Below are 24,228 nucleotides of genomic sequence, written 5' to 3' on the forward strand. Positions count from 1 at the left end.
TGTCCGTTTTCGGGGGCAGCGAGCTTTCAGAAACTCCCTAAGGAGCGTCATATGCGGACTTTCGCGTTCGCCGCAGCGGCAGTGCTCGCGGGTTCAATGCTGGCCGCGTGCGGCTCGGGCAGCGGCTCGGGCTCAGGCACGGGCACGGACGCCGGCTCCGGCGGCGGAGGCGCCACGGGCGACCTGCAGGGCGCCAAGGTCGCCTTCCTCATGCCCGACCTCGCCTCCACCCGTTACGAGCTGCAGGACAAGCCCCTGTTCGAGGCCCGGATGAAGCAGCTGTGCCCGAGCTGCGAGGTCATCTACCAGAACGCCGACTCCGACGCCGCCAAGCAGCAGCAACAGGCCAACTCGGCGCTCGCCCAGGGCGTCAAGGCCATCGTGATCGACCCGGTCGACTCCGCCGCCGCGGCCACCATCGTGCAGACGGCCCAGTCGCAGCAGGTCCCGGTCATCGCCTACGACCGGCCGATCCCGGCCAAGCCCGCCGACTACTACATCTCGTTCGACAACGAGAAGATCGGCCAGCTGATCGCGCAGTCGCTGGTGGACCACCTGAAGAAGGACTCCGCCAAGGGCGGCATCCTCCAGGTCAACGGCTCGCCGACGGACGCGGCCGCCGGGCTGATCAAGAAGGGCATCCACAGCGCCGTCGACTCCAGCGGCTTCAAGCTGCTGGCCGAGTACGACACCCCGGACTGGCAGCCGGAGAAGGCCCAGACCTGGGTCAGCGGCCAGATCACCCAGTTCAAGGACCAGATCGCGGGCGTGGTCGCGGCCAACGACGGCACCGGCGGCGGCTCGATCGCCGCGTTCAAGGCCGCGGGCGTGAAGGTGCCGCCGGTCACCGGCAACGACGCCGAGAACGCCGCCGCGCAGCGCATCATCGCCGGCGACCAGTACAACACGATCTCCAAGCCCATCAAGATCGTCGCCGAGGCGTCGGCCAACGTGGCCTGGGACTTCATGCAGGGCAAGAAGCCCGCCGGCAAGACCACGCTCTACGACACGCCCTCCGAGCTGTTCGTCCCCACGGTCGTGACCAGGGAGAACATCAAGGAGGTGCTGTTCGACAGCGGCATCATGAAGGCCGCCGACATCTGCACCGGCGAGTACGCCAAGGGCTGCGAGGAACTCGGTATCAAGTGATGAACGTGCTCTCCCTCCGTGGCGTCAGCAAGACCTTCGGGGCGGTGGCCGCGCTCACGGACATCGACCTCGACGTGGCCGCGAGCCAGGTCGTCGCCGTCGTCGGGGACAACGGCGCGGGCAAGTCGACGCTGGTCAAGATCTTGTCCGGGGTGCACCCGCAGGACGCGGGCACGATCACCTTCGAAGGCCGGGAGGTCGTGATCCCGACCCCGGCCGCCGCGCACCGGCTCGGCATCGCCACCGTCTTCCAGGACCTCGCGCTGTGCGAGAACCTGAACGTCATCCAGAACCTCTTCCTCGGCCAGGAGATCCGCCCGCTGCGGCTCGACGACGTCGCCATGGAGACCCGCTCGTGGGAGCTGCTGCGCCAGCTCTCGGCCAAGATCCCGAGCGTGCGGGTGCCGGTGGCGGCGTTGTCCGGCGGCCAGCGGCAGACCGTGGCGATCGCCCGTTCGCTGCTCGGCGACCCCAAGGTGATCATCCTCGACGAGCCCACCGCCGCGCTCGGCGTGGCGCAGACCGCCGAGGTGCTCAACCTGGTCGAGCGGCTGCGGGAGAACGGCCTCGGCGTCATCATGATCAGTCACAACATGGCCGACGTGAAGGCGGTCGCCGACGTCGTGGCGGTGCTGCGCCTCGGCCGCAACAACGGCACGTTCGCCGTGGACGAGGTCTCCACCGAGGACATCATCGCCGCGATCACCGGCGCCACCGACAACGCGGTGTCCCAGCGCGCGCAGAGGGGGAGGACGCCGTGAGCGCGAGGGAGCGCCGCCCCCTGGAGGAGCGGCGGGAGCGGAGCGACCACAGCGGAGGAAGGGGGCGGCACATGGCGACCGAGCCCGCCGCGCGAAGCGCGGCCACGGACATCGACAAGCTGGACGAGCGGCTGCGGCGACGCGAGGGGCTGCGGGGGGCGCTGGCCGACGTGGTCGAGCGGGCCCGGGGCGGCGACCTCGGCGTCATCCCCGTCGTGGCCGGCCTCGTCGTCATCTGGACGGTGCTGCAGATCCTCAACCCGGTCTTCCTGTCCAGCGCCAACCTGGTGAACCTCACGCTGGAGTCCGCCGCCGTCGGCGTCATCGCGCTCGGCGTCGTGTGCGTGCTGCTGGTGGGCCAGATCGACCTGTCCGTGGGGTCGGTGAGCGGCCTGTCGGGCGCGGTGCTCGCGGTGTTGTTCGTGGGCCAGGGCCTGCCGGTCTGGCTCGCCGTCGCGGCGGCGGTCGTGATGGGCGGGGTGATCGGCTGGGTGTACGGGCAGCTGTTCAACCGGTTCGGCGTGCCGAGCTTCGTGATCACGCTGGCCGGCCTGCTGGCGTTCCTCGGGCTCCAGCTCTACGTGCTGGGCACCAAGGGCTCGATCAACCTGCCGTTCGACTCGGGTCTGGTGAACTTCGCGCAGCTCGCCTTCGTGCCGGCCTGGTTGTCGTACACGTTCGCGGTGGTCGCCGCGGTGTGGCTGTTCGCGAGCGGCTGGCTGCACGCCAGGGAGCGGGCGCGGGCCGGGCTGTCGGCGCGCGGCGTGCCGGTGCTGGCGATGCGGAGCCTCGCGCTGCTCGCGGTGCTGGCGTTCGTGGTGTGGTACCTCGGGCGCACGCGCGGCGTGGGCTGGATGTTCGTCTTCTTCGTGGCGCTCGTGCTGATCATGCACTACCTGCTGTCGCGGACGAAGTGGGGCAGGTCGGTGTACGCGGTGGGCGGCAACGTCGAGGCCGCGCGGCGGGCCGGCATCAACGTCAAGGCCGTCTACACCTCGGTGTTCGTGTTGTGCTCGACGTTCGCGGCGGCCGGCGGCATCCTGGCCGCGGCCCGCCTCGCCGCCGCCAACCAGAGCAGCGGCGGCGGCGACGTCAACCTCAACGCCATCGCGGCGGCGGTCATCGGCGGCACCAGCCTGTTCGGCGGGCGCGGCACCGCGTTCGGCGCGCTGCTCGGCATCATCGTCATCCAGTCGATCTCCAGCGGCCTGACCCTGCTCAACCTGGACTCCTCCATCAGGTTCGTGGTCACCGGGATCGTGCTGCTGCTCGCGGTGATCGTGGACTCCGTGTCGCGGCGGTCCAGGACCTCCCACGGCAGGGCCTGATGACGATCATCTGCGTGGACGCCGGCACCACGGTCATCAAGGCGGTCGCCTACGACGCCGCCGGCGCGGAGTCGGCGCTGGCCCGCCGCGGCACCGCGGTGTCCAGGCCCGCCCCCGGCCACGCCGAGCAGGACATGGACGCGGTCTGGGACGCGGTCGCGGCCACCGTGCGCGAGGTCGCGGCGGGCGCCGGCCCCGTCGAGCTGGTGGCGGTGACCGCCCAGGGCGACGGCTGCTGGCTGGTGGACGCCGCCGGCGAGCCGACCGGCCCCGCCATCCTCTGGAACGACGCCCGCGCCGCCGCCGTCGTGGACGCCTGGACCCGCGACGGCCTGGCCGCCGAGGCGTTCGCGGTCAACGGCTCGTCGGCGGCCTCCGGGCTGCCGCACGCGATCCTGTCCTGGCTGCGGGCGCACGACCCCGGCCGGCTCGACCGCTCGGCCGCGATGCTGACCTGCGGCGGCTGGATCTACGCCCGGCTGACCGGCGAGCTCGCCGCCGAGGAGTCCGACGCCTCCGCGCCCTTCATGGACCTGCGGGCCCGGGCCTACTCCCCCGAGCTGCTGCGCCTGTTCGGCGCCGAGTGGGCCGAGCGGCTGCTGCCGCCGGTGCGCTCCTGCCCGGTCGCCGGGCTGACGCCGCGCGCCGCCGAGGCCCTGGGCCTGCCGGCCGGCGTCCCGGTCGTGATGGCTCCGTACGACATCGTGACGACGGCGCTCGGCGCGGGCGCGGTGACGGCCGGGCAGGCGTGCGCCATCCTCGGCACCACCCTGTGCACCGAGGTCGTCACCGGCGAGCCCGCCCTGGACGGCCCGCCGACCGGCATCACGATCGCGATGCCCGGCGGCTACCTGCGGGCCTTCCCGACGTTCGCCGGCACCGAGGTGGTGCAGTGGACGTGCCGCCTGCTGGGCCTGGCCGCCCCTGACGAGCTGGGCGAGCTGGCCGGGCGGAGCGCGCCGGGCGCGGGCGGGCTGGCGTTCCTGCCGTACCTGTCGCCGGCCGGGGAGCGGGCGCCGTTCTCCGACCCGCTGGCGCGGGGCGCGCTGCTCGGCCTGTCGTTCGAGCACGGCCGCGAGCAGGTCGCGCGCGCCGCGCTCGAAGGGCTGACGCTGGTGATCCGCGACTGCCTGGCGGCCACCGGGGCGAGCCCGGGCGAGCTGCGGGTGTGCGGCGGCGGGTCGGCCAGCGCGACCTGGCTCGGGCTGATCGCCGACGTCACCGGGCTGCCGGTGCGACGGCCGGCCGACGCCGAGGTGGGGGCGCGCGGCGCGTACGTGGCCGGGCTCGCCGCCACGGGCGCGGCGCCGTCGATCGCCGCCGCGGCCTCCGAGCACGTGCGGCTGCGCGACGCGGTGGAGCCGGACCCGGCCCGCCGCGCCTTCTACGACGGACTGTTCGAGGACTTCATGACGTTGCGCGGGAGCACCGCGGGCACCTGGCCGCTGCTGGCCGGGATGCGGGGCCGGGCATGAGCGTGTGGATCGGCATCGACCTCGGCACCCAGAGCGTGCGCGCGCTGGCCGTGGACGAGGACGGCGAGGTCGCCGGCACCGCCGCCCGCCCCCTGACCAGCCACCGCGACGGGCCCCGCCACGAGCAGGACCCCGAGCAGTGGTGGCGCGAGCTGGCCGCCGCCACCCGCGAGGCGCTGCGCGGCGTGGAACCGGCCCGGGTGCGGGGCGTCGCGGTGGCCGCCACCTCGGGCACGATCCTGCTCACCGACCGGCACGGCCGCCCGCTCACCCCCGCCCTCATGTACGACGACCGCCGCGCCTCCGCCGAACGCGCCAACGAGGCGGGCGCCGCCGTGTGGGAGCGCCTGGGCTACCGGCGCATGCAGCCCAACTGGGCGCTGCCGAAGCTGCTGTGGCTCCTCCGGGACGCCCCGCCGGGTGCGCGGGCCGCCCACCAGAGCGACTTCGTCAACCGGCGGCTGGTCGGCCGCGAGGTCGCCACCGACCTCGGCAACGCGCTCAAGACCGGCGTCGACCTCATCGCCGAGCGCTGGCCGGAGGAGGTGCTGGGGCTGCTGCCCGAAGGCGTCCTGCCCGAGGTGGTGCGCCCCGGCGCGCGGCTCGGGACGGTCTGCGCGACGGCCGCCGCCGAGACCGGCATCCCGGCCGGCACGCCGGTGGTCGCCGGCACCACCGACGGCTGCGCCGCGCAGCTCGGCGCGGGCGCGACCCGGGCCGGGAGCTGGAACTCGGTGCTCGGCACGACGCTGGTGCTGAAGGGCGTGACCGAGGAGCTGATCCACGACCCGCTCGGCGTCGTCTACTCGCACCGCGCGCCGGACGGCTCCTGGCTGCCGGGCGGCGCGTCCAGCACGGGCGCGGGCGTGCTGTCCCGCGAGCTGCCGGGAGCCGACCTCGACCTGCTCGGCACGCGGGCGCAGGCCCGCTACGGGCGGCGGCCGGGCATGGGACGGGCGGGCGGGCAGGGCGGGCCCGGGTCGGCGCCGCTGCCGCCGGCCGTCACCTATCCGCTGGTCTCGCGCGGGGAGCGCTTCCCGTTCGACGCGCCCGCCGCCGAGGCGTTCACGCTCGGCGAGCCCGCCGACGACGTCGAGCGCTACGCGGCGATCCTGCTCGGCGCGGCGTACGTGGAACGACTGTGCTTCGACTACCTGGACCAGCTCGGCGCGCCCGTGGACGGCGAGATCATCCTGACCGGCGGGGCCACCAGGAGCGAGTACTGGACCCGGCTGCGCGCCGACGTCCTCGGCCGGCCGGTGACGCTGCGCGAGAACGCCCAGCCGGCGCTCGGCATGGCCGTCCTGGCGGGCGGCGACCCGGCCCGGATGATCAGGACCAGGGCCGTCGTCGACCCGTCCGGTCCCGGTCCGCGGGAGCCGTACCTGCGCTTCGTCGCCGAAATGGAACGGCGCGGCTGGCTCGACCCGGCCGTCGCCGCGCACGCCCGCGAGAGGACCGCCCGATGACCGACCTCGTGCTCGTCCGCCACGGCGAGACCGTCTGGCACGCCGAGAACCGTTATGCCGGCGTCAGCGACGTCGAGCTGACCCCGCGCGGCCACGAGCAGGCGGCCGAGCTCGCCGGCTGGGCGGCCGGGGCGGGCCTGACCGCCGTCTGGGCGTCCACGCTCAGCCGCGCCGTGATCACCGCGACGGCCGCCGCCGGCCGGGCCGGCTGCGCGCTGCGTACCGACCCGCGCCTGCGCGAGCTGGACTTCGGCCAGGGCGAGGGCCTGACCTCGGCGGAGATGCGGGCCCGTTTCCCCGAGGCCCGCGCGGCCTTCGAGGCCGACCCGGCCGCGCACCCGCTGCCAGGCGGCGAGAACCCGGCCGCCGCCGCCGACCGCTTCGTGGCGGCACTGCGGGACATCGCCGAGGACATCGCAGGGGACCCAGCCGGGGACCCCGCCGGGCGGATGCTGGTCGTGGCGCACACCACCGCGATCAGGCTGGCGCTGTGCCGGCTGATCGGCGTGCCGCTCGGCGAGTACCGGCGGCTGTTCCCGCGCCTGGACAACTGCGCCCTGACCGAGCTGCGCCTCCGCGAGGGCGGACGGGCCGCGCTGCTGCAGTACAACTCCCCGATTGGAGCCGTTCGTTGACCATCCGAGTCCTTGCCGCAGGCGATCACTTCGTGAAGAACAGCCTGCTGATCGAAGCGCTGCGGCGCGAGGTGCCCGGCGAGGTGGACTTCCGCGAGCTGACGCTGCCGTGGCCGGTCGTGCCGTTCGGCCGCGTGGGCGAGGTGGACGAGGCCTCGGACGTCGAGGACGAGCTGATCGAGGCGCTGCGCGGCGTCGAGGTCTGCGTCACCCAGATGGCCCCGCTGACCAAGCGCGTCCTGGACGCCTGCCCCGACCTGCGGCTGTTCTGCGTCAGCCGGGGCGGCCCGGTGAACGCCAACCTGGAGGCGGCGGCCCGGGCCGGCGTGGCGGTGACGTTCGCGCCGGGACGCAACGCCGTGGCCACCGCCGAGCACACGCTCGCCATGCTGCTGGCCGCCACCCGCCGCATCCCGCGCACCCACGCCGACCTGGCGGGGGGCGTGTGGCGCGGCGACTACTACACCTACGACAACGTCGGCCCGGAGCTGGAGGGCAGCACCGTCGGCCTGGTCGGCTACGGCGCGATCGGCCGCCGCGTGGCGCGCATGCTCGCCGGCTTCGGCGCCGAGGTGCTGGTGCACGACCCGTACGTGGACGTCCCCGGCAAGGTGGAGCTGCCGGAGCTGCTGCGCCGCTCGCGTTTCGTCTCCCTGCACGCCCGCGCCACCCCGGAGACGGCCGGCATGATCGGCGCGGCCGAGATCGCCGCCATGCCGCCCGGCTCGGTGCTGGTCAACTGCGCCCGCGGCGCGCTGCTCGACTACGACGCGCTGTGCGACGCGCTGGAGTCGGGCCACCTGTTCGGCGCCGCGACGGACGTCTTCCCCGAGGAGCCGATCCCCGCGGGCTCCCGCCTGCTCACGGCGCCGAACCTGGTCATGACCCCGCACCTGGCCGGCGCGAGCAAGGAGACGGCGATGAAGGCGGCCGCGATCGTGGCGGCCGACGTGGCCCGCTACGTCCGCGGCGAACCGCTCGAGCACGTCGCTACCCCTTGAGCGCCCCCGCCATGAGGCCGCGCATGAAGAACCGGCCGAGCAGGATGTAGATCACCATCGTGGGGATCGACGCCAGGATCGACGCCGCCATCTGCTGGCTGTACGGGGTGGCCTGCGCGCCGGCGATGTTGTTCAGCATCACGGTCGTCGGCCAGCTCGTCGGCCCGGTGAGGAAGACGGCGAACAGGAAGTCGTTCCAGAGCGAGGTGAACTGCCAGATGATCACCACGGCGATCGCGGGCCCCGACACCGGCAGCACCACCGACCAGTACGCCCGCAACATCCCGGCCCCGTCCACCCGCGCGGCCTCGATGAGCTGGTCGGGGATCGTGACGTAGTAGTTGCGGAAGATCAGCGTGCAGATCGGGATGCCGTAGACGACGTGGGCGAGCACCAGGCCGGGGATGCCGCCGTAGAACACGCCGTCCAGCCCGGTCAGCTCGTTGAGCCGGACCAGGAGCTGCACCAGCGGGATCATCACGCCCTGGTACGGGATGAACATGCCGAACAGGAACAGCGTGAACAGCACGTCCGCCCCGGGGAAGCGCCATTTGGACAGCACGTAGCCGTTCATCGAGCCGAGCGCGCACGACAGCAGCGAGCCCGGCACGGCCAGCAGCACGCTGTTCCACAGCCCGGGGGCGAGCTTGTCCCACGCCACCCGCCAGGCCTCGACCGTCCACGTGCGCGGCAGGTTCCAGGCCTGGCCGGGATCGGCCTCGGTGAGCGGCTTGAAGCTGGTGACCAGCAGCACGTAGATCGGGATGAGGACGATCACCACGAACAGCGTCAGCACGGCGAACCGCGTCCACTGCGACACGGCCCCGCGCCGCCCGGCCACCGCCGTCATGACTGCCTCTCCTTGCGCACGGACCAGATCAGGTACGGGACGACGAAGATCGCCACGCTGACCACGATGTAGGCCGCGATCGTGGCCCCCTTGGCCGGGTCGTGGGAGTCGAACACCGCCACCCACATGAACACCGCCGGCACGTCGGTGATGATCTGCTTGCCGGACACCGCCACGATCAGGTCGAAGACCTTGAGCGAGATGTGCCCGAGGATGATCAGCGCCGACAGCAGCACCGGCCGCAGCAGGGGCAGCACGACGTGCCGGTAGACCCGCCACTCGGTGCAGCCGTCCACCCGCGCCGCCTCGCGCAGCTCCTCCGGCACGCCGCGGAAGCCGGCCAGGAACAGCGCCATGATGTAGCCGGACATCTGCCAGATCGCGGGCAGCGCCATGGCCGCCATGCCCCAGTCCTGGTCGCGGAACCACTGCCACTCCGGCAGTCCGAGGTAGCCGAGGAGCCGGTTGAGCCCGACGGCCCGCTCCCCCGTCCCCGAGTTCATCAGCCACCGCCACACGATGCCGGTGGCCACGAAGGAGATCGCCATGGGGAACAGGTAGATCGCCCGGAACGTCCCCTCGCCCTTGATCCCCTTCTCCATGAGGAACGCCAGCAGCCAGCCGAGCAGCAGCGCCCCCAGCACGAACACGATCGTGAACATGATCGTGTGATTCACCGACAGGTGCCAGCGCGGCTGGTCCCAGATGTCGACGAAGTTCTTCAGCCCGACGAACTGCCCCTCGGCCACCTGGTTGTGCTTGTCGGTCATCGCGAGCTGGAAGTTCCAGCCCAGCATGCCGTACACGAAGACGCCGATCGCGATGATCGACGGGGTGACGAGGAGCAGCCCGGGCAGCCACGCGCGTGCCCGCCTCACGTTACTTCCCTCCCGGGGCGCGGCGGCGCATGGCCGCCGCGTCCCGCTCGACTGCGTCACTGAGCGCCCGTCATCGGGCGCCCGTCATTGGGCGTTCGCCGTGGCGGCGTCGGCCAGCCCCTGCTGCAGGGCCTTGACGTCCTTGCTGCTGATGTAGAGCCCGACCGCCTCGGTGATCGAGGCCAGCCACGGCTGGCTCACCGAGACGCCGTGCTGGATGGAGCCGGCGAGCTTGTCGTCCGACCAGTCCTTCAGCGCGTCGGCCAGGTAGTCGGTGTAGAGGGACTTGTCGGCGTCGGTGCGCGCCGGGATCGAGCCCTTCTTCGGGTTGAAGGCGTCCTGGCCTTCCTTGCTGGCCGCGACCTTGAGCCAGGCGACGGCCCCGTCGCGGTGCTTGGCGCCCTTGGGGAGGGTGAAGCTGTCGGACAGCCAGAGGTAGGTGCCCTCGGTGCCGGGGGCGGGCGCCCAGTCGAAGTCCTTCTTCGAGGTCTTGCCGAGGCCGCCCTCGGGCGGGTTGTGGAAGTAGCCGTAGGCCCAGTCGCCCATGATGTTGAACGCGGCCTGGCCGTCGGCCACCTGCTTGGCGGCGGGCTGCCAGTCGTCCTGCGGGTCGCCCGCGTAGGTCATGATCTTGGCGAAGTTCTGGAGGGCCTTGGCGACCTCGGGGCTGTTCCAGTTGGCGCCCGGCTTGAACAGCGCGTTGTAGGCGTCGGTGCCGAGGGTGCCGAGCAGGACGTTCTCCAGCAGGTGGGTGACCGTCCACTCCGACCCGATGGACAGCGGGACCTTGCCCGTGGCCTTGACCTTCTCCAGCGCCGCGACGAACTCGTCGATCGTCTTCGGCGCGGCGGCCACGCCCGCCTCCTTGAGCACGGCGGGGTTGTACCAGAGGACGTTGGAGCGGTGGATGTTGACCGGCACCGAGTAGATCTTGCCCTCGACGCTGATCTGGTCGACGAGCTGCTTGGGGAAGACGTCCCTGAGCTTCAGCTCGTCGTAGAGGAAGGTGAGGTCCTCCAGGTTGCCGGCCTTGATGTAGCCCTGCAGCTCGGCGCCCGCGTGGCCCTGGAAGGTGTCCGGCGGCTGGCCCGCCTGGAGCTTGGACTCCAGCAGCGCCTTGGCCTTGTCGCCGGAGCCGCCCGCCACGGCGGCGTCGAAGAAGGAGTAGTTCGGGTTCTGCTGCTCGAAGATCTTCCGCATCGCCGCGAGGCCGTCGGCCTCACCGGGCCCGGTCCACCAGGAGAAGACCTCCACCTGCTGTTTGCCGCCGCCGCCGCTCGCCGCGGGCGACTGGGAGGTGCCTCCTCCGCCGCCTCCGCCGCCGCACGCGGCCAGGCCCAGGACGCCTGCCATCATGATCGAGGCGGCCGCTGACCACCGTCGCATCGCACACCATCCCTTCGAAGTCCCCCGAAGTAGGTGATTCTTGACAACGTTGTCAACGTGGCTGCGGACCGTCAAGGGATGAGGGGTAACAGCTCCGCATAGTCACCCGACGCGTTCGAGCGTGCCCTCGGGGCTCACGGTCACCGTGACGCCGAAGTCGTGGCGCAGACCGGGCAGGTCGAGGCCGCCGGCGGCCACCACCAGCGCCCCCTTGGACAGCGCCAGGCCCACCAGCGCCACGAGGTCGGCGCCTCCGCCCGGCCGCTGCGTGGTCAGCACCACGTCGGACTCGCCGAGCCGTACGGGCCGGTCGAGCTCGGCCATGCCGGCCAGCAGCTCGGCGTGCGACAGCCGCCGCCCGCCGGCCAGCAGCAGGGCGCTCTGCCGCCGGGCGTCCACGGCCGGCAGCGCGGTGGGCTCCAGGGTGAGCAGGGCGCGGAAGTCGATCGCGTCGAGCGCCGCGCCGAGCGAGACGACCTGCCGCACCCGCGACGCCTCCGCCGCCAGGGTCGCCGTGCCGGCCAGGTCGGGGGTGGTGATGAGGGTGCGGGCGTCGCAGCCGCGCAACCGGTCGGCCAGCAGGTCGGGGCCGAGCGCCGGGTCGAGCGGCGCGGCCACGCCGCCGGCCGCCAGCACGGTGTGCACGGCGAGGGTCTGCGCCCCGGCGGTCGAGACGTGCACGCCCACGACCTGGTCGCGCCGCGCCCCCCGGCGCACCAGCCCGGAGGCCGCCCGGGTCACCTCGGTCACCAGCCGCCGGTAGCCGTAGACGTGGCCGCCGCGCAGATCGACGAGGGCCGGCCGGTCGCCGCGCTCGTAAGCCCGGCGGAACACCTCGTTGATCACCGTGCCGGTGGTCGAGACCGTGGGCTTCATGCCCGCCAAGGTAAGGCCGCCGCCCGGCACGCGGCATCCACCGATGTATGTAGGCCGATGTGCATCTCACCATGCGTACGGAGCAGGCCGCCCTCGCGAGGGAACGTGGGCGGGCCCGGACCCTGCGCGGCCCGAGCCCGCTGTCACGCGCCCGGAGCCGGACCTCCACCCCTCCGGAGAGGCCCGACCCCTTGCGGACGCGTGACGTCCGCGTCGGCGCGGAGCCCCCTCCTCCCCGCGCACAGGAAGAAACGGTAGGCGTGCGCAGGGCCGCCGCGCATGAGCCGACCTGGCCATTCGACGATGTAACCGCGACGCCCCGCATTGTGTAGAGAACCGGCCCGCTCAGCGGCTCTCGATGACCCATGCGGCGATCTGTGTACGCGTGGCGAAGCCCAGCTTCGCCAGGATGTTGGCGACGTGCCGGGCCACGGTCGCCGGGCTGATCACCAGCTCGCCGGCGATCGCCCGGTTGCTCAGGCCCCTGGCCACCAGGTCGGCGATCTCGTGCTCACGCGGCGTGAGCCGGCTCCGCTGCCCGGCCGGGGGCGCCGCGGGCCGGTACGGCTCCGCCGGCTCCGGCGGCCGGCCGTCGAGCGCGCACGCCACCGCCCCCTCCACCCCCATGACGCCGCCCTCGGCCCAGAGCACGCCGACCACCGCCTCGCCGAGCGCGGCGCGGGCGGCGGCCAGCACCTCCTCGGTGCGCGTCCGGCTGCCGGCCGCGCAGCGCGAGCCCGCCGCGGCCAGCAGGACCGCGCGCCGGTGGTCGCCCTCGGCCGCCGCGAGCGCCGCCCACGCCTCCAGCCGCCGCCGATGCCGCCGCGCAGCCCCGCGTCGCGGCTGAGCAGCAGCGCCTCGGTGAGCCTGGCGCGGGCCTCGGCGAGGTCGCCCCGGTCGAGGGCGAGCCGGCCGAGCCCGGACAGGCAGCTCACGACGTGCTGCCGGGCGTCGATGCGGCGCAGCAGCCGCAGCCCCGCCTCGTAGTGCCGCCGCGCGGTCGCCGGGTCGCCCGAGCGGCGGGCCACCTGGGCCAGTCCGATCCGGGCGTAGGACTCGCCGTAGTGGTTGTCCAGCTCGCGGCAGGCCGCCAGCACCTCCTCGAACGCCCGCCGCGCCTCCAGCAGCCGCCCCTGGTGCAGGGCGAACTGCGCCCTGGTGCCCTGCGCCAGCGACTCCAGCACCAGGTCTCCGCGCTCCCTGGCGATCCGCAGCGCGCGGGCCAGCGCCTCCTGGTCGCCGGTGAGCTGGGCGGTCACCACGAGGCCGACGGCCTCGCCGTAGTCGTCGCCGGCCGCCACACACAGCTCCAGCCCGGCCCGGACGCAGCGCGCGGCCGGCTCCAGGTCGCCGGCCGCGAGCGCCAGCTCGCCGCGCAGGATCATGGCCTGCCCGCGCAGGGCCCGCGGCACCCGGGGCGCGTCGAGGGCGAGCAGCCGGTCCAGCCGCTCGGCCATGTCGAGCTTGCGCCCGCTGCCGAGCAGCAGGTGACGGGTGTCGTTGAGCAGGGCGAGCGCGACCTCGGGCGAGCCGGCCGCGACCGCCCGGTCGCAGGCGGCGCCGACCTCGGTCTTCAGCCCGTCGAACAGGTTGACGTGCCGTTCGAGCACCGGCCACGAGGTGCGCGCCCCGGGCGCGAGCGCCTGGCGGAAGCCGGCCGCCATCGCCGCCAGCGCGTCCAGGTGCCTGCGCCGCAGCCCGGCCTCCTCGCCGGAGCCGGCGAGCTGCTCCAGCGCGTACTCGCGGACGGTCTCCAGCAGCCGGTAGCGGGCCTGGCCGGCGATCTCGCCGTCGAGCACCACGAGGGACTTGTCGACCAGGTCGCAGAGCCGGGGCAGCACCTCGTCCTCGGCCAGGCCGTGCGCCGAGCAGACCGACTCGGCGAGGTCGAGCGTCCAGCAGGAGCGGAAGACGGCCAGGCGGCGCAGCAGCAGCCGTTCCTGAGGGCTGAGCAGGCGGTAGCTCCAGTCGACGGCGGCCCGCAGCGTACGGTGCCGGGCCGGGGCGGTGCGCGCGCCGCCGGCCAGCAGCCGGAAGCGGTCGTCCAGCCGCTCGGCGAGCTGGCGCACCGACAGCACCCGCACCAGGGCGGCGGCCAGCTCGATCGCCAGCGGCAGCCCGTCGAGCGCCTGGCACAGCTCCACCACGAGCGGCGTGTTCTCGCCGGTCAGCTCGAACCCGGCGCTGGCGGCGGCCGCCCGCGCCGCGAACAGCCGCACGGCCTCGCTGTCCGCGCCGTCCACCGACAGCGGCGGCACCCGCCACACCGTCTCGCCCGGCACCCGCAGCGGCTCGCGGCTGGTGGCCAGCACGGTGACCTGCGGGCAGCGGCCGAGCAGGTCGCGGCACAGCTCGGCGCACTCGCCGACGACGGGCTCGCAGTTGTCGAGCACCAGCAGCACGCGCCGGCCGCCGAGGGTCTCGACGAGGTCGCCGGCGATGCCGAGCGCCGCCGCCACGTGCCCGCGCAGCTCGCCCTTCTCCAGGTCGGCCAGCTCGACGAGCCACACCCCGTCGGCGTGGCCGGGGGCGAGCCTCGCGGCCACCCGTAAGGCGAGGCGGGTCTTGCCGATGCCGCCCGCGCCGCACAGGGTGACGGCGCGCGAGACGCGCATCAGGTGGACGAGCTCGTCCACGTCGGACTCGCGGCCCACGAACGCGTTGGGCTCGGCCGGCAGGTTCGGCGCACAGACGGATCGCAGCATCACCGTGAGTTTGTCACCAACTACTTCGCGTGCCCAGAGATAATCCGCGAGCCGGGCCGGGCACACCTTGAGTCATGGCCGACGAACCCCTTGAGCTCGGCGAGATGTCGATCTCCGACTGGTACGCCCACTCCGACAAGCTGGCCGAGGTCGGCTTTCTCACGATCGCCCGGCGGTTGCCGTCGCTGGTGTCCCAGGCGCTCGCCATCGCGTGGCGGGCCGACCGGCGCGACACCGTGCTGGCGATCACGCTCAACCTGCTGGGCGGGGTGTTCACCGCGTTCGGCCTGCTGGCCACGACCGGGGTGCTCACCGCGCTGTTCAGCGAGGGCCCCACGCCCGAGCGGGTCGTGGCGGCGCTGCCGAGCCTCGCCGTGGTCGCCGGGGCGGCGGCGCTGCGCGCGGTCGTGCAGGCCGGCGCGGGCTGGGCGCAGGCCCGCCTCGACCCGCAGGTCAGCCGGCTGACCGAGGAGCGCCTGTACGGGCTGACCAGCCGCGTCGAGCTGGCCGCCTACGACGACCCGGAGTTCCACGACGCGCTCCAGCGGGCCCGGCTGCGCGGCGTCTCGGTGGCCGACGCGGTGGTGTCGGCCACCGTCGACGTGCTGACCGCCGCCGTCGGCATCGCCGCCGTGGCCGGCGTGCTCGGCGTGCTGCACCCGGTGCTGCTGCCGCTGCTCCTGCTGGCGGTGCTGCCCGACGCCTGGGCCATGGTGCGCGGCGCCAGGATGCGCTACGCCACCCTGTACGCCCTCATCCCCGCCGCCCGGCGCAAGTGGATCATCGGCGACCTGGCGGCCGACCGCTCCCCCGCGGCGGAGGTCCGCTCGTTCACCATGCGCGGCTTCCTGCTGGCCATGTACGACGCGGTGGCCCGCGCCGAGCAGGACGTCATGCTCCGGCTGGCCAGGCGGCAGACGTACGCGAAGCTGGCCGGCGAGGCGCTGAGCGGCCTCGGCGCCGGCCTGGTCTACGCCGCGCTCGGCGTGCTGCTGGCAGTCGCGGCGATCCCGCTGGCCGTGGCGGGCACGGCGGTGCTCGCCATCAGGTCGGCCCAGCAGTCGCTGAGCAACCTGATGTACGCCACCAACCGCCTGTACGAGGAGGGCCTGTACTTCACCGACTTCCTGGAGTTCTGCGCCGACGCCGAGCGCCGGATCCCGGCCGGCCGCACGGCCGCGATGCCGGAGGGCTTCCAGCGGGTCACCGCCACCGGCGTCACCTTCACCTATCCGGGGGCGAAGGAGCCGGCCCTGCGCGAGGTGTCGGTCGAGATCAAGCGGGGCGAGATCGTGGCGTTCGTCGGCGAGAACGGCTCCGGCAAGACCACCCTGTCGAAGATCCTCGCCGGCCTGTACGAACCGGACACCGGAACGGTCCACTGGGACGACACCGACCTGCGCCAGGTCAGCCCCGACGACCTGCGCCTGCGCACCGCCGTCATCGCCCAGGACCACACCCGCTGGCCGCTCACCGCCCGCTACAACATCACCATGGGCACCGACAAGGGCGAGCCCGCCCTGCTCTCGGCCGCCGCCGTCGCCGGCGCCGACGAGGTCGTCGAGGGCCTGCCGCACGGCTACCGCACCCTGCTCGACCGCCGCTTCAAGGACGGCCAGGAGCTGTCCGGCGGCCAGTGGCAGCGCATCGCCGTCGCCCGCGGCTTCCACCGCGACGCCGACCTGCTCATCTGCGACGAGCCCACCGCCGCCCTCGACGCCCGCGCCGAACACGCCCTGTTCGAACGCATCCGCACCCACGCCGACGGCCGCACCGTCCTGCTCATCACCCACCGCCTGGCCAGCGTGCGCTACGCCGACCGCATCTACGTGCTGGAGCACGGCCGCATCACCGAGGAGGGCGACCACGACGCGCTCATGGCGCTGAACGGCCTCTACGCCGACCTCTACTCGCTCCAGGCCACCGCGTACCGGTGATCAGGACAGGGCGGCCTGGATCACTGAGCGCGCGATCGACGCCACGGCGGCGGCCCGCGGGCCCGGCCGCTCCAGCACCACGCCCACGGCCACCTCGGGCTTGTCCGCCGGCGCGAACGCGGTGACCAGCGCCTGCTCCTGCCCGCCCGGCGCGGCCGGCGACCCGCCGGTCTTGGCCGCCACCTCCACGCCCGGCAGGGCCGCGCCGGTGCCGGTCCCGCCGGCGTGCGTCACCGTCGTCATCATCGCCGCCAGGTGCTTGGCCAGGGTCGGCGGCACGGCGGTCCGCCACGGCGCGGGCGCGGCCTGCTTGATCACCGAGCCGTCCGGCAGCCGCACCTCCTCCACCAGGTACGGCCGCATGAGCACCCCGTCGTTGGCCACGGCCGCCGACAACATGGCGATCATCAGCGGGGTGGCCACGTTGTCGTGGTGGCCGATCGCGGCCAGCGCCGTCTGCGCCCGGTCCGTGCCCATCGGGTACCTGCTGGGCGTGGCGGGCAGCGGGATCGCCAGGTGCTCGGCGTTGAACCCGAACGCCTCCGCCTGGTCGCGCAGCAGGTCCTGGCCGAGCCGCAGGCCGAGTCCGGCGAAGGCGGTCTCGCAGGAGACCTGGAAGGCGTACATGAGGGTGGGGTGCGCGTCGCGGCAGCCGGGGTTGTTGCGCACCGGCGCGCGGCCGCCGGGCAGCGGCAGCAGCGCGGGGGCGTCGAGCAGGCTGGCGGGCGTGTACTCGCCGGAGGCCAGCGCCGCCGCCGTGGTGACCAGCTTGAACGTGGCGCCGGGCGGATAGGGCCGGTTCAGCGCGCGGTTCAGCAGGGGCTGCCCGGGGTCCTGCCGCAGCCGCTGGGCGGTCTCGGCGAGCCGCGCCGGGTCGAAGGTGGTGAACGCGTTCGGGTCGTACGACGGGTAGGAGGCGAGCGCCAGCACCGCCCCGGTGGCCGGGTGCAGCGCCACCACCGCGCCCGGGGTCCCGGCCGCCCGCAAGCCCTCGTAGGCGGCCCGCTGCGCCCGCTCGCCGATGGTCAGCCGCACGTCGGCCCCCTCGACCTCGCCCGCCCGCACCAGCGAGCGCACCCTGACGCGGGGGTCGTCGCCGGACAGCACCCCGTCCTCGGCGTGCTCGATGCCGGTGGCGCGGTGCGGGGCCAGGTGGCCGGTGACCGCCGCGTAGACCTCGCCGTGCGGGTAGGCCCGCCGGTACCGGTAGGGGCCGCCGCCCGAGGGGCGGCTGACGGCGACGGGCGTGCCCTCGTAGGTGAGGATGTCGCCGCGCGGGTGGCCGTACCGCTCGATGAGCGGCCGCTCGTTGCGGCGGTCGGCGTTGAGCGCGTGCGAGCCGAACGCCTGCACCAGCGTGACGTGCGCCAGCAGCGTGAAGAGCATGCCGCCGCAGATCAGGGCCACGCGGCCCGTCGACTCGTTGATCCGCCCGCCCCGCGCTCCGGCCATGGATCTCGGTCTAGCAGCCGGAGCGCAAAGGCCGGGCTAGAGCAGGCTGCGGTAGTAGGAGATCTTGTGGTGGATGTAGCCCTGCCGCTCGGTCAGGTTCGCGATCTGGGCCTGCACCTGGCGGTCGTGCTCCTCCAGCAGCCTGATGCGGTCGGGCACGGTGTGGTCGCCGGCGCGGACCAGCTCGGCGAAGCGCAGCATCGTCGCGATGGGCATGCCGGTGTCGCGCAGGCAGCGCAGCATGCCGAGCCAGCCGATGTCCTCCTCGCTGAACCTGCGCTGACCTGCGGCGTTGCGGTCGACGCGCTCCAGCAGCCCGATCTTCTCGTAGTAGCGCAGGGTGTCGAGGGTGAAGCCGGTCTCCTCGACGGCCTCCGCCGGTGTGTACACGCTCACACGCCAAGGATCCCACCTGGAGCGTGCTCCAGGTCAACCGCTTGACATGGAGTGCGCTCCAGCTTCCACAGTCGGTGCCATGAACTTCGCACTCGGGACGATCCCCTTCGGCACCAGCGTCGGCCTGGAGGACACCTTCGCCCTCCTCGACCGCTTCCACGAGGCGGGCGGCACGATGCTCGACACCGCCAACAACTACCCGTTCTGGGTCGAGGGCCGCACCGGCGACGAGAGCGAGCAGGCCATCGGGGCCTGGCTGGCCGCCCGTGGCAACCGCGACCAGGTCTTCATCAGCACCAAGGGCGGCGCGCGGCCCACCGTGCCCGGCGACACCACGCTCGGCTCGGCCGAGGGCCTGTCGGCGGCCGCCGTCGCGCGGGCGGCGGAGGGCAGCCTGCGCCGGCTCGGCACCGACCGCGTCGACCTGTACTGGGCGCACATCGAGGACCGCGCGGTGCCGCTGGAGGAGACGCTGGGGGCCTTCGACGAGCTGGCCAGGGCGGGCAAGGCCGGCGCGATCGGGGCCAGCAACGTCTCGGCCTGGCGGCTGGAGCGGGCGCGCAACGTCTCGGCGGCGCGGGGCTGGGTGCCGTACACGTACGTGCAGGTCCGCCACACCTACCTGCGCCCGCGCCCGCTGACCCGGCTCGCCGAGTCGGGGCACCGGCTGGCCACCGACGACCTGCTCGACTACGTGGCCGCCGAGCCGGACCTGACGTTGTGGGCGTACAACACGCTGATGTTCGGGGCGTACACGCGGCAGGACCGGCCGATCCCGGAGATCTACGACCACCCGGGCACCACGGCCAGGCTCGCCGCGCTGCGCGAGGTGGCCGGGGAGCTGGGGGCGACGGTCAACCAGGTGGTGCTGGCCTGGCTGATGGCCGACGGGGTCGTGCCGATCGTCGGGGTGTCGACGATGGCGCAGCTCGACGAGGCGATCGGCGCGGCGGACCTGAAGCTGGACCCGGAGCTGAAGGCCCGCCTGGACGAGCCCTGCTAGCCCCGTTTTCCGCACGTGCGGGTGTTTGAAGATCGCGGGGTTGCTGTGGTGATCGTCATCACGGTAGGACGTGGCGGGTGAGACAGCATGCGCAGTGGGGCCAGGCCAGTGTCGAGAAGATGCTCGGAGCATTACCGGTGATCGCGGGGTTCTGCTCGCGGCTGCGGATTCGGGAGCTGGTGGATGCGGCCTGCCCGGTGCGTGATGTCGCGGAGCTGACTCATGGTCAGGTGATCGAGGTGCTGGTGGCCAACCGGCTGACCTCGCCCGCGCCGCTGGTGCACGTGCAGGACTGGGCGCGCGCCTGGGCGGTGGGTGAGGCGTTCGGGACCGATGCCGAACTGCTCAACGATGACCGGATCGGCCGCGCGCTGGATGCCATCGCCCCGCATCTGGACCAGCTGGCCGGGTCGGTCGGGCTGGCCGCGATCGAGGCGTTCGGCATCGAGGTGACCCGCCTGCACTGGGACATGACCTCGATCTCGCTGCACGGCGACTACCCCCAGCCCGAGCCCGGATACGCGACGCCGCGTTTTGGTCACCCCAAGGACCGGCGGCCGGACCTGAAGCAGGTCCAGGCCGGGATCGCGGTGGCCGCTGATGGCGCGATCCCGGTCTTCCACCGCGCCTACGACGGCGCGGCCGGTGAGGTCGGGCAGGTCATCGGCGCCATGCAGGGCCTGCAGAAGCTGGCCGGCCCGCAACGCATGCTCATGATCGGCGATTCCAAGCTGATCTCGTATGCCAACCTGGCCGCCATGGACAGGGCGGGGGTGTCCTTCATCGCGCCGGCCTCCAAGCAGTACGTCGGCGCCGCGGCCCTGGCCGGTCAGAAGCTCGCCGACGCGGCCCGGGTGGACTACGTCGCCGCCCGGGACGAGCGCAAGAGCGCTGACCGGCGCGGCCTCTGGCACGTGCACGAGGACGACGCCATGACGCTGGCCGGGCCGCGCAAGAAGGACCCGATCCTGACGCTGCGGCGCATCTTCGTGCACTCCTCCGCCCGCGCCCAGGCCGCCGCCACCGCCCGGGCCAAGAAACTCGATCGCGCCCGCGACGACCTGGCCCGGCTGGAACGCGGCCTGGGCAGCCGCCACTACCCCACCGAGCAGGCCGTCGCCGACCGCCTCGCCGCGATCGGCCGCGACCGCCGGGTCAGCCCCTACCTGACCGCCCAGGCCGGCACCGACCCCGACACCGGCAAACCCACCCTGGTCTGGCACTTCGACCAGAGCGCGATCGACGCCGACGCCGCTACCGACGGCTGGTACGCCCTGCTCACCAACCTGCCCCCCGAGGCCGCCGACGCCGCACAGGTGCTGCGCCACTACAAAGGCCAAGAAGCCGTCGAACGCCGCTACCAGGCCTTCAAAGGCCCGCTGGCCGTCACCCAGCTGTATCTGAAGAACAACCGCCGCATCCACGCACTGATCACCGTCATCTGCCTGGCCCTGCTCATCTTCTGCCTGATCGAACGCCAGGCCCGCCAGGCCCTCACCGCCCGCGGCCAGACCAAGGTCAACGGCCTGTACGCCGGACGGCCCGCGATCCCCACCGGCAGGCTCATCCTCGACGCGCTGGCCGGTATCCGGCTGATCCCGGGCACCGGCCAGTCACCCCCGACCATCCCGCAACCCACCGACCTCCAACTCCATCTCCTGGACCTCCTCGACATCGATCCACGAGACCTCCGCTGAAGATCACGCACGTGCGGAAAACGGGGCTAGCGCGTGCCGGACGAGCCCGGCCGGCGGCTACGGCAGGTGGTCGGCGAGGTAGCGGTGGACGAGCTGCTTGCACTCGGCGATGAGAGCGGGGTCGCCCGCGGGGTCGGCGCGGAAGGCCAGCTTGAGCACGGCGTCGGTGGCCTCGACCGCGACCAGCAGCGCGCGGTCGAGCCCCGGCCCGGCGGGCGCGTCCAGCAGCTCCTGGGTGAGGGCGCGCAGCCGGCCGGCCACGATCGCGTTGTTCTCCACCGCCTCGTCGAGGGCCCGGTGGGTGCCGGGCAGCGCGGGCCCGCCGGGGGCGATGAGCACCTCGCCGAAGTCGACCACGGCGAAGCCGGGGGTGGTGCGCTTCATGTCCACGAACTCGTCGACGGCGAGGTCGACCAGGTCGGTCCAGTGGCCGAGGTCGGTGGCCGCGATGCGCTGCGTGACCCGCTGCAGGAACGCGTCGAGGTTGCGCAGCGCGAGCGCCCGCACCAGGGCCTGCTTGTCGCGGAAGAACTGGTAGAAGGTGCCGATCGGCACCTCGGCGCGGCGCGCGACCTCCTTGGTGGTGAGCGCGTCGTAGCCGAGCTCGTCGAGCAGCAGCGCGCACTCGTCGAGCATCCGTTCCACGCGGACCACGCTGCGGCGCTGGGCGGGACGGCGGCGCAACACACTCGTCATGCCCCCCATCCTGGCGCATTACCGGGAGGTACAGGGAATCCCGGGGTCCGGACGCTAACATGAGCGGCACTCGCATCGACGGGAGGAGCCGGTGATGTTCCTGTGGGGCACGGCCACGGCCGCGTACCAGATCGAGGGCGCCGCGACCGAGGACGGGCGCGGCCCGTCCGTCTGGGACGTCTTCGCCCACGAGCCCGGCCGCACCCGCGACGGCCACACCGGCGACGTGGCCTGCGACCACTACCACCGCTGGCCCGAGGACGTCGCCCTGATGTCCGGCCTCGGCGTCAACGCCTACCGCTTCTCGATCGCCTGGCCGCGCGTCCTGCCGCTCGGCTCGGGCGAGGTGAACGCCAAGGGCCTCGACTTCTACGAACGCCTCGTGGACGCCCTGCTGGAGCGCGGCGTGCAGCCGGTGCCCACACTGTTCCACTGGGACCTGCCGCAGGCCCTGGAGGAGCGCGGCGGCTGGCTGGAGCGGGACACCGCCGCGCGCTTCGCCGACTACGCCGCCGTGGTGGCCGGGCGGCTGGCCGACCGGGTGCCGCTGTGGATCACGCTGAACGAGCCGTTCGTGCACATGGCCTACGGCTACGCCATGGGCGTGCACGCCCCCGGCCGGGCCCTGCTGACGGCGGCCCTGCCCGCCGCGCACCACCAGCTCCTCGGCCACGGCCTGGCGGTGCGGGCGCTGCGCGCGGCCGGCGCGCGCGAGGTGGCGATCACCAACAACTGCACGCCGGTGCGGCCCGCGTCGGAGGGCGAGGCCGACCTGCGGGCCGCCGAGGCGTACGACATCCTGCACAACCGGCTGTTCAACGACCCGGTGCTGCTCGGCGCGTACCCGGACCTGTCGGCGTACCCGCCGGGCCTGACCTGCGTCCAGGACGGCGACCTGGAGGTCATCGCCACCCCGATCGACGCGCTCGGCGTCAACTACTACAACCCCACCCGCATCGCCGCCCCCGCCGAGGACGCCGGCCTGCCCTTCGCCGACGCCGGGATCACCGGTCACCCGACGACGGCCTTCGGCTGGCCGGTCGTGCCCGACGGGCTGCGCGAGCTGCTGACCGGGCTGAAGGCCCGCTACGGCGCGGCGCTGCCGCCCGTCCACATCACCGAGAACGGCTGCTCCCAGCCCGACGTGCCGACCGAGCACGGCACGGTCGAGGATCCCGGGCGCATCGCGTTCCTGGAGGGCCACATCGCGGCCATGCGGCGGGCCATGGCCGAGGGCGTGGACGTGCGCGGCTACTTCGTCTGGTCGCTGCTGGACAACTTCGAGTGGGCCGAGGGCTACCATCAGCGCTTCGGCCTGGTGCACGTGGACTTCGCGACGCAGCGCCGCACGCCGAAGGCGTCCTACCGCTGGTACGCGGAGTTCCTCGCCTCCTGCCGGGACTGACGCCGCCCCCGACGCCAGACCTCGGCGATCGCCCCGGTGGCGGCGATGACCGGATCGCCGGCATCTACTCGGTCACCAATCCGGACAAGCTGGCCGGTGCCCGCTAGAAGACCGACACGTGCACGTGGTCGTAGTGGTTCGCGGTGACGCCGCCGCGGTCGGACATCGGGTCCCAGCCGCCGCCCGAGCGGATGTCGTAGTAGCGCTGCTTCCAGATGATGTACATGACGCCGATGCGGGCGCCGTTCTTGATCAGCCAGTCGGCCAGGGCGTCGCCGTTGGCCTCGTCGGCGCCGGTGGCCATGGTGCCGCCGCGCGACATCATGAAGTCGCAGGCCCGGCCCTTGCCGTGCTCGCCGGGGTCGCCGGGGCGCAGGCAGCCGACGCCGTACCTCATCGGGAAGTTGGCCATGATCTCGGCGCGCACCGCGATCATGCGCGGGGTCAGGCCCTCCGCGCCGCCGGGCTGCTGGAAGCCGTACTTGTTGAGCAGGCGCTGGATCTCGTCGCGCTTGCTCTGCAGGCGCTTGATCTCCTTCTTCATCTTCTCGATCTTGTCGTTGGCGTTGAGCTTCGCCTCTTTCGACTTCTCGATCAGCGCCTCGATGCTCCTGACCCGCTCGGAGCGCTCGGTGGCCATGTAGGCGAGGTTGGCGGCCTGGCCCAGCACCTGGTGGGGCTCGGCCTGCATGCCGAAGATCTTGGTGTTGTCGAGCGGGCCCAGGATGTAGGACTGCTGCGCGATGCGGCCCACCTCAGCCTGGGCGGCCCTGAGCCTGGCCTCCAGGTCGCCGCTGGTGTCGGTGGCCTTCTTGGCCTGGATCCTGATCTCCTCGAGGCTCTGGATCTGGCCCCGGTACAGCTCGTTGAGCTGGGCCGCCTGCTTGGTCAGCTTCCGCAGCTCGGCGGGGCTGGGAGCGGCCGCCGCGGGCCGCCCGCCGGGGAGCACGAGCAGCGCGGCGAGGACGGTGACCAGAACGGCGACGCGCCCGGTTCTCACACCCGTCCCCTCTCCTCATAGTCGGTCCGAAACTATAGAAGATGATCTTGATCTCTGTCATCCGAACGGCCGAACTGCTGCACCTTTGGCGAAGTTCCGGAGGTTTGTCCGATTTAAGGAAGGCGTAAA

The 24,228-nt window shown here is 73.1% G+C and carries 21 protein-coding genes; 11 read left to right on the forward strand and 10 right to left on the reverse strand.

Annotation, left to right across the window (positions count from 1 at the left end; genetic code table 11):
- Positions 1-51 precede the first annotated feature (51 nt).
- Genes MF672_RS02405 through MF672_RS02435 form a run of 7 tightly spaced genes read left to right on the forward strand, consistent with a single transcriptional unit; the run spans position 52 to position 7,818 of the window.
- A complete protein-coding gene (locus MF672_RS02405) occupies positions 52-1,149 on the forward strand; it encodes an ABC transporter substrate-binding protein (protein ID WP_242383752.1) in 1,098 nt (365 codons plus the stop codon).
- Complete coding sequence (locus MF672_RS02410) at positions 1,149-1,910, forward strand: ATP-binding cassette domain-containing protein (protein WP_407654696.1); 762 nt, start codon at positions 1,149-1,151, stop codon at positions 1,908-1,910. Before MF672_RS02405 ends, MF672_RS02410 begins: the two co-directional genes overlap by 1 nt.
- Entirely contained in the window at positions 1,907-3,238 is a 1,332-nt protein-coding gene (locus MF672_RS02415) for a sugar ABC transporter permease (RefSeq protein WP_242383750.1), read from the forward strand. Before MF672_RS02410 ends, MF672_RS02415 begins: the two co-directional genes overlap by 4 nt.
- Positions 3,238-4,713 carry an FGGY-family carbohydrate kinase gene (locus MF672_RS02420; protein ID WP_247815144.1) on the forward strand — a complete coding sequence of 492 codons (1,476 nt, stop codon included), beginning with the start codon at positions 3,238-3,240 and terminating at the stop codon, positions 4,711-4,713. The genes MF672_RS02415 and MF672_RS02420 overlap by 1 nt, the downstream gene beginning before the upstream one ends.
- Positions 4,710-6,182: an FGGY-family carbohydrate kinase gene (locus tag MF672_RS02425; protein WP_242383631.1), complete on the forward strand. Its 1,473-nt coding sequence runs from the start codon at positions 4,710-4,712 to the stop codon at positions 6,180-6,182. Before MF672_RS02420 ends, MF672_RS02425 begins: the two co-directional genes overlap by 4 nt.
- Positions 6,179-6,817 (forward strand): histidine phosphatase family protein, encoded by a 639-nt coding sequence (locus tag MF672_RS02430; protein WP_242383630.1) that lies wholly within the window; start codon positions 6,179-6,181, stop codon positions 6,815-6,817. The genes MF672_RS02425 and MF672_RS02430 overlap by 4 nt, the downstream gene beginning before the upstream one ends.
- The gene (locus tag MF672_RS02435) at positions 6,814-7,818 is read left to right on the forward strand and encodes a 2-hydroxyacid dehydrogenase (protein ID WP_242383629.1); all 1,005 of its coding nucleotides are present in this window, start codon (positions 6,814-6,816) and stop codon (positions 7,816-7,818) included. The genes MF672_RS02430 and MF672_RS02435 overlap by 4 nt, the downstream gene beginning before the upstream one ends.
- On the opposite strand, the gene MF672_RS02440 is transcribed toward MF672_RS02435, so the two are convergent.
- The 6 genes from MF672_RS02440 to MF672_RS02465 form a co-directional block, all read right to left on the reverse strand.
- Positions 7,808-8,668, reverse strand: a complete 861-nt coding sequence (locus tag MF672_RS02440; RefSeq protein ID WP_242383628.1) for a carbohydrate ABC transporter permease — start codon at positions 8,666-8,668, stop codon at positions 7,808-7,810. The two genes, MF672_RS02435 and MF672_RS02440, sit on opposite strands and share 11 nt — an antisense overlap.
- A complete protein-coding gene (locus tag MF672_RS02445; RefSeq protein ID WP_242383627.1) occupies positions 8,665-9,546 on the reverse strand; it encodes a carbohydrate ABC transporter permease in 882 nt (293 codons plus the stop codon). The genes MF672_RS02440 and MF672_RS02445 overlap by 4 nt, the downstream gene beginning before the upstream one ends.
- 84 nt (positions 9,547-9,630) lie before the next feature.
- Positions 9,631-10,932: an ABC transporter substrate-binding protein gene (locus MF672_RS02450; protein WP_242383626.1), complete on the reverse strand. Its 1,302-nt coding sequence runs from the start codon at positions 10,930-10,932 to the stop codon at positions 9,631-9,633.
- Positions 10,933-11,034: 102 nt separating this feature from the next.
- Positions 11,035-11,808 carry an AMP-binding protein gene (locus MF672_RS02455; protein WP_242383625.1) on the reverse strand — a complete coding sequence of 258 codons (774 nt, stop codon included), beginning with the start codon at positions 11,806-11,808 and terminating at the stop codon, positions 11,035-11,037.
- A 345-nt stretch (positions 11,809-12,153) separates the two neighbouring features.
- Positions 12,154-12,300, reverse strand: coding sequence for a response regulator transcription factor (locus MF672_RS02460; protein ID WP_247815145.1), 147 nt, complete (start codon positions 12,298-12,300; stop codon positions 12,154-12,156).
- Entirely contained in the window at positions 12,285-14,513 is a 2,229-nt protein-coding gene (locus MF672_RS02465) for an ATP-binding protein (RefSeq protein ID WP_247815146.1), read from the reverse strand. Before MF672_RS02465 ends, MF672_RS02460 begins: the two co-directional genes overlap by 16 nt.
- A 74-nt stretch (positions 14,514-14,587) precedes the next feature.
- On the opposite strand from MF672_RS02465, the gene MF672_RS02470 reads away from it, so the two are divergent.
- Complete coding sequence (locus tag MF672_RS02470; protein WP_247815147.1) at positions 14,588-16,450, forward strand: ABC transporter ATP-binding protein; 1,863 nt, start codon at positions 14,588-14,590, stop codon at positions 16,448-16,450.
- Here the strand turns inward: MF672_RS02470 and MF672_RS02475 are convergent, their stop codons facing one another.
- Positions 16,451-17,902, reverse strand: coding sequence for a penicillin-binding transpeptidase domain-containing protein (locus tag MF672_RS02475; RefSeq protein WP_242384065.1), 1,452 nt, complete (start codon positions 17,900-17,902; stop codon positions 16,451-16,453). It abuts the gene before it with no gap.
- A gap of 36 nt (positions 17,903-17,938) precedes the next feature.
- On the reverse strand, positions 17,939-18,298 hold the full coding sequence (locus MF672_RS02480; protein ID WP_242384066.1) for a MerR family transcriptional regulator: 360 nt from the start codon (positions 18,296-18,298) through the stop codon (positions 17,939-17,941).
- 79 nt (positions 18,299-18,377) lie between these two features.
- Here MF672_RS02480 and MF672_RS02485 point away from each other — a divergent pair, with 79 nt between their 5' ends.
- Positions 18,378-19,301 carry an aldo/keto reductase gene (locus MF672_RS02485; protein ID WP_242384067.1) on the forward strand — a complete coding sequence of 308 codons (924 nt, stop codon included), beginning with the start codon at positions 18,378-18,380 and terminating at the stop codon, positions 19,299-19,301.
- Between the two features lie 77 nt (positions 19,302-19,378).
- On the forward strand, positions 19,379-20,998 hold the full coding sequence (locus MF672_RS02490) for an IS1634 family transposase (protein WP_444861101.1): 1,620 nt from the start codon (positions 19,379-19,381) through the stop codon (positions 20,996-20,998).
- 57 nt (positions 20,999-21,055) lie between these two features.
- Here MF672_RS02490 and MF672_RS02495 read toward each other — a convergent pair whose 3' ends face one another.
- Positions 21,056-21,694, reverse strand: coding sequence for a TetR/AcrR family transcriptional regulator (locus tag MF672_RS02495; protein ID WP_242379620.1), 639 nt, complete (start codon positions 21,692-21,694; stop codon positions 21,056-21,058).
- 94 nt (positions 21,695-21,788) lie between these two features.
- Here MF672_RS02495 and MF672_RS02500 point away from each other — a divergent pair, with 94 nt between their 5' ends.
- On the forward strand, positions 21,789-23,099 hold the full coding sequence (locus MF672_RS02500; RefSeq protein WP_242379622.1) for a GH1 family beta-glucosidase: 1,311 nt from the start codon (positions 21,789-21,791) through the stop codon (positions 23,097-23,099).
- A gap of 103 nt (positions 23,100-23,202) precedes the next feature.
- Here the strand turns inward: MF672_RS02500 and MF672_RS02505 are convergent, their stop codons facing one another.
- On the reverse strand, positions 23,203-24,099 hold the full coding sequence (locus tag MF672_RS02505; RefSeq protein ID WP_242379634.1) for a coiled-coil domain-containing protein: 897 nt from the start codon (positions 24,097-24,099) through the stop codon (positions 23,203-23,205).
- Between the last annotated feature and the right edge of the window lie 129 nt (positions 24,100-24,228).

It is taken from the genome of Actinomadura luzonensis (assembly GCF_022664455.2).
Lineage (GTDB): Bacteria > Actinomycetota > Actinomycetes > Streptosporangiales > Streptosporangiaceae > Nonomuraea > Nonomuraea luzonensis.

What these genes read in the sequence shown, in the direction of transcription:
- MF672_RS02405 (WP_242383752.1), top strand. Translation starts at nt 52, where the DNA reads ATGCGGACTTTCGCGTTCGCCGCAGCGGCAGTGCTCGCGGGTTCAATG.
- MF672_RS02410 (WP_407654696.1), top strand. Translation starts at nt 1,149, where the DNA reads ATGAACGTGCTCTCCCTCCGTGGCGTCAGCAAGACCTTCGGGGCGGTG.
- MF672_RS02420 (WP_247815144.1), top strand. Translation starts at nt 3,238, where the DNA reads ATGACGATCATCTGCGTGGACGCCGGCACCACGGTCATCAAGGCGGTC.
- MF672_RS02425 (WP_242383631.1), top strand. Translation starts at nt 4,710, where the DNA reads ATGAGCGTGTGGATCGGCATCGACCTCGGCACCCAGAGCGTGCGCGCG.
- MF672_RS02430 (WP_242383630.1), top strand. Translation starts at nt 6,179, where the DNA reads ATGACCGACCTCGTGCTCGTCCGCCACGGCGAGACCGTCTGGCACGCC.
- MF672_RS02440 (WP_242383628.1), bottom strand. Translation starts at nt 8,668, where the DNA reads ATGACGGCGGTGGCCGGGCGGCGCGGGGCCGTGTCGCAGTGGACGCGG.
- MF672_RS02450 (WP_242383626.1), bottom strand. Translation starts at nt 10,932, where the DNA reads ATGCGACGGTGGTCAGCGGCCGCCTCGATCATGATGGCAGGCGTCCTG.
- MF672_RS02455 (WP_242383625.1), bottom strand. Translation starts at nt 11,808, where the DNA reads ATGAAGCCCACGGTCTCGACCACCGGCACGGTGATCAACGAGGTGTTC.
- MF672_RS02465 (WP_247815146.1), bottom strand. Translation starts at nt 14,513, where the DNA reads ATGCTGCGATCCGTCTGTGCGCCGAACCTGCCGGCCGAGCCCAACGCG.
- MF672_RS02470 (WP_247815147.1), top strand. Translation starts at nt 14,588, where the DNA reads ATGGCCGACGAACCCCTTGAGCTCGGCGAGATGTCGATCTCCGACTGG.
- MF672_RS02475 (WP_242384065.1), bottom strand. Translation starts at nt 17,902, where the DNA reads ATGGCCGGAGCGCGGGGCGGGCGGATCAACGAGTCGACGGGCCGCGTG.
- MF672_RS02485 (WP_242384067.1), top strand. Translation starts at nt 18,378, where the DNA reads ATGAACTTCGCACTCGGGACGATCCCCTTCGGCACCAGCGTCGGCCTG.
- MF672_RS02495 (WP_242379620.1), bottom strand. Translation starts at nt 21,694, where the DNA reads ATGACGAGTGTGTTGCGCCGCCGTCCCGCCCAGCGCCGCAGCGTGGTC.
- MF672_RS02500 (WP_242379622.1), top strand. Translation starts at nt 21,789, where the DNA reads ATGTTCCTGTGGGGCACGGCCACGGCCGCGTACCAGATCGAGGGCGCC.